Here is a 2,973-nt window from a genome sequence, read left to right as displayed (position 1 = left end):
GGTAGTGTGGGGTTTCCCCATGTGAGAGTAGGTCATCGTCAAGATTCATTTCGCAAAACCCCTATCTGCACATGCAGGTAGGGGTTTTGTCTTTCCTGGCCGAAATACTCGATGCTTGTGGCGGTTACCCCCAGCCCTTTTCCTATGCAAGCCAACGACCCCTAGCTATCATGCCAGCCTTATTCCAAGTCGAGACTGGCATGCTGAAGTTGTTGAATCTCCTCAAGGATGGCCGGTTCCATTCCGGAGAAGCCTTGGGGGCAGCCCTCGGGGTAAGTCGCAGCGCCGTTTGGAAGCAGCTGCAACACCTGGAAAGTGAGCTGAGCCTCACCATTCATAAGGTTCGTGGGCGTGGCTACCAGTTGGCCGCGCCGCTGAGCTTGCTCGATGCGCAAGCGATCGAAGAGTTCACCGAAGGTGAGCGCTGGCCCGTATTCATCCATGAAACCATTGATTCGACCAATGCCGAAGGCTTGCGCCTGGCCGGCGAGGGGAAGTCAGCGCCATTCCTGGTTCTTGCAGAGCGCCAGAGTGCTGGTCGTGGTCGACGCGGTCGCATGTGGATAAGTCCATTTGCAGAAAACCTCTACTACAGCCTGGTTCTACGTGTTGATGGCGGCATGCGTCAGCTCGAAGGTCTCAGCCTGGTGGTCGGGTTGGCCGTGATGCGAACGCTGCAGGCATTTGGCGTAAAGGACGTGGGGTTGAAGTGGCCCAACGATGTTCTGGTTCGTGGGCAGAAGATCACCGGTATTCTCCTTGAGCTTGTGGGCGACCCCGCAGACGTCTGCCATGTCGTGCTCGGCATTGGTATCAATGTGAACATGCAGGCCAATGAGCAGGTCGATCAGCAGTGGACCTCGATGCGGCGTGAAGTCGGTGTGACAATTGATCGCAACCGGCTGGTGGCCATGCTCAGTCAGCAGTTGCAACATGAATTGGCCCGTCATCGGCGCTACGGTTTTGCAGCGTTCCAGGAAGAGTGGGAGCAGGCGCATCTGTGGCAGGGGCGTAATGTATTTCTCATCGCAGGTACCACGCGTATCGATGGTGTCGTGCTGGGCGTGGACGGGCAGGGCGGATTGCGCCTTGAGGTCGACGGTGTGGAAAAGAGCTTCAGTGGTGGTGAGCTCAGTTTGAGGTTGCGTGATGATTCTTGAGCTCGATTGCGGTAACAGCTTCATCAAGTGGCGTGTCATTCACGCTGCCGACGCCACCATTGTCGGGGGTGGTATCGTCGATTCGGACCAGGCACTGGTAGGCGAGGTCGCGGCGCTCCCGTCATTGCGCCTTACGGGCTGTCGAATCGTCAGTGTGCGTAGCGAGGATGAAACCGCAGCCCTCTGTGCGCTGATCGCCAAGGCTTTTGCAGTCGTTGCCCGTGTTGCCGAGCCTGCGCAGGAGATGGCAGGTGTACGCAATGGTTATGACGACTACCAGCGTCTCGGCATGGATCGCTGGCTGGCGGCATTGGGTGCGTTCCATCTCGCCAAGGGCGCATGCCTGGTCATTGACCTGGGCACCGCGGCCAAGGCGGATTTTGTCTCGGCCGAAGGCGAGCACCTGGGTGGCTACATCTGCCCAGGCATGCCGCTGATGCGTAGCCAGCTGCGCACGCATACCCGCCGTATTCGCTATGACGACGCTTCGGCTGAGCGCGCCTTGAGCAGCCTTGCGCCAGGGCGCTCCACTGTAGAGGCGGTAGAGCGCGGTTGTGTATTGATGCTGCAAGGTTTTGCACGCACTCAGCTTGAGCAGGCTCAGGCCTTGTGGGGCGGAGACTTCACGGTGTTCCTGACGGGAGGGGATGCTCCGCTGGTGCGAGAAGCGGTGCCACAGGCCAGGGTCGTCCCTGACCTGGTATTTGTCGGCCTGGCCATGGCCTGTCCACTGGACTGAGGTGCTTATGCGTTGGTTGTTTCTGCTGTTGCTGGTGCTCAACGTCTTCTATTACGTCTGGCACCAACAGGAAGCCCCGCTGAAGGCGAAGGACGTCGCGCCATTGTCGCTGTACAAAGGTAATCAGCAAGAGATACGCCTGCTCAAGGAAACCGGGGCGTCTGCACCGGCCCGGCGCCGTGATGAATGCCTGGTAGTGGGTGGCCTGGTTGCGCGCGATCAGCTCGATGCGTTGCGACAACGCCTGCTGAGCCTGGACATCAATGCTGCGCCGGTGTCTGGGCAGCTGCCTGGAGCCGAAGGTTTCTGGCTCAAGATTTCCCCGGAAAGCGAGCGTTTGCTGGACCAAACCGTCCTCGAGACTCTTTCCAACGATTTCAAAGACTTAAAACGTAAAATTATTTTCTGCCAGGGTATTGCAACTGGCGAATAGCTTGATAGAATGGCGCCCGCTTCACAGGGAACACCACTCAGGTGGCAGAACTGGAAGCGAGTGTCAAAGCAGCTAAGTTTCAGATTTGATTGAAAAAATTTGAAAAAAAGCTTGACACTAGGACGGCAGACACATAGAATGCCGGCCACATCTGGAGGGATTCCCGAGCGGTCAAAGGGGACGGACTGTAAATCCGTTGCGAGAGCTTCGAAGGTTCGAATCCTTCTCCCTCCACCAGTTTTAGCGAGAGCCGCAAGCTCCGCGGGTATAGTTTAGTGGTAGAACCTCAGCCTTCCAAGCTGATGATGCGGGTTCGATTCCCGCTACCCGCTCCAAGTTTGCTGGATTTTGCGCAAAGTGTTTCGCTCTTGTAGCTCAGTTGGTAGAGCACACCCTTGGTAAGGGTGAGGTCAGCGGTTCAAATCCGCTCAAGAGCTCCATATAAACAAGGCAGATATGAAAATATCTGCCTTTGTTTTATCAGCGTAAGACTATTTTCTTCTGCGGAGGATTGTATCGATGGCTAAGGAAAAGTTTGATCGTTCCCTTCCCCACGTTAACGTCGGCACTATCGGCCACGTTGACCACGGTAAGACCACTCTGACCGCAGCTCTGACTCGCGTCTGCTCCGAAGTTTTCGG

Annotated in this window: 4 protein-coding genes and 3 tRNA genes; all 7 read left to right on the top strand. The window is 56.7% G+C overall.

Features of this window, described 5'->3' with window-relative positions:
- The first annotated feature begins 200 nt into the window (after window positions 1-200).
- The gene (birA, locus tag N430_RS29135; protein WP_110640017.1) at window positions 201-1,160 is read left to right on the top strand and encodes a bifunctional biotin--[acetyl-CoA-carboxylase] ligase/biotin operon repressor BirA; all 960 of its coding nucleotides are present in this window, start codon (window positions 201-203) and stop codon (window positions 1,158-1,160) included.
- On the top strand, window positions 1,150-1,899 hold the full coding sequence (locus N430_RS29130; RefSeq protein WP_110640015.1) for a pantothenate kinase: 750 nt from the start codon (window positions 1,150-1,152) through the stop codon (window positions 1,897-1,899). The genes birA and N430_RS29130 overlap by 11 nt, the downstream gene beginning before the upstream one ends.
- 7 nt (window positions 1,900-1,906) lie before the next feature.
- On the top strand, window positions 1,907-2,332 hold the full coding sequence (locus tag N430_RS29125) for a hypothetical protein (protein ID WP_110640016.1): 426 nt from the start codon (window positions 1,907-1,909) through the stop codon (window positions 2,330-2,332).
- Window positions 2,333-2,485: 153 nt separating this feature from the next.
- Window positions 2,486-2,569 (top strand) — tRNA-Tyr (locus tag N430_RS29120).
- 24 nt (window positions 2,570-2,593) lie between these two features.
- Window positions 2,594-2,667, top strand: a tRNA-Gly gene (locus tag N430_RS29115).
- A 29-nt stretch (window positions 2,668-2,696) separates the two neighbouring features.
- Window positions 2,697-2,772 (top strand) — tRNA-Thr (locus N430_RS29110).
- Window positions 2,773-2,851: 79 nt separating this feature from the next.
- A partial coding sequence (locus N430_RS29105; protein WP_252989760.1) for a GTP-binding protein occupies window positions 2,852-2,973 on the top strand: 122 nt, incomplete at its 3' end.

Origin of the sequence: Pseudomonas sp. CC120222-01a, assembly GCF_003097235.1 — a bacterium.
Lineage (GTDB): Bacteria > Pseudomonadota > Gammaproteobacteria > Pseudomonadales > Pseudomonadaceae > Aquipseudomonas.
The sequence above is the reverse complement of the archived record's forward strand: the minus strand, read 5'-3'. Positions and strand labels throughout refer to the sequence as shown.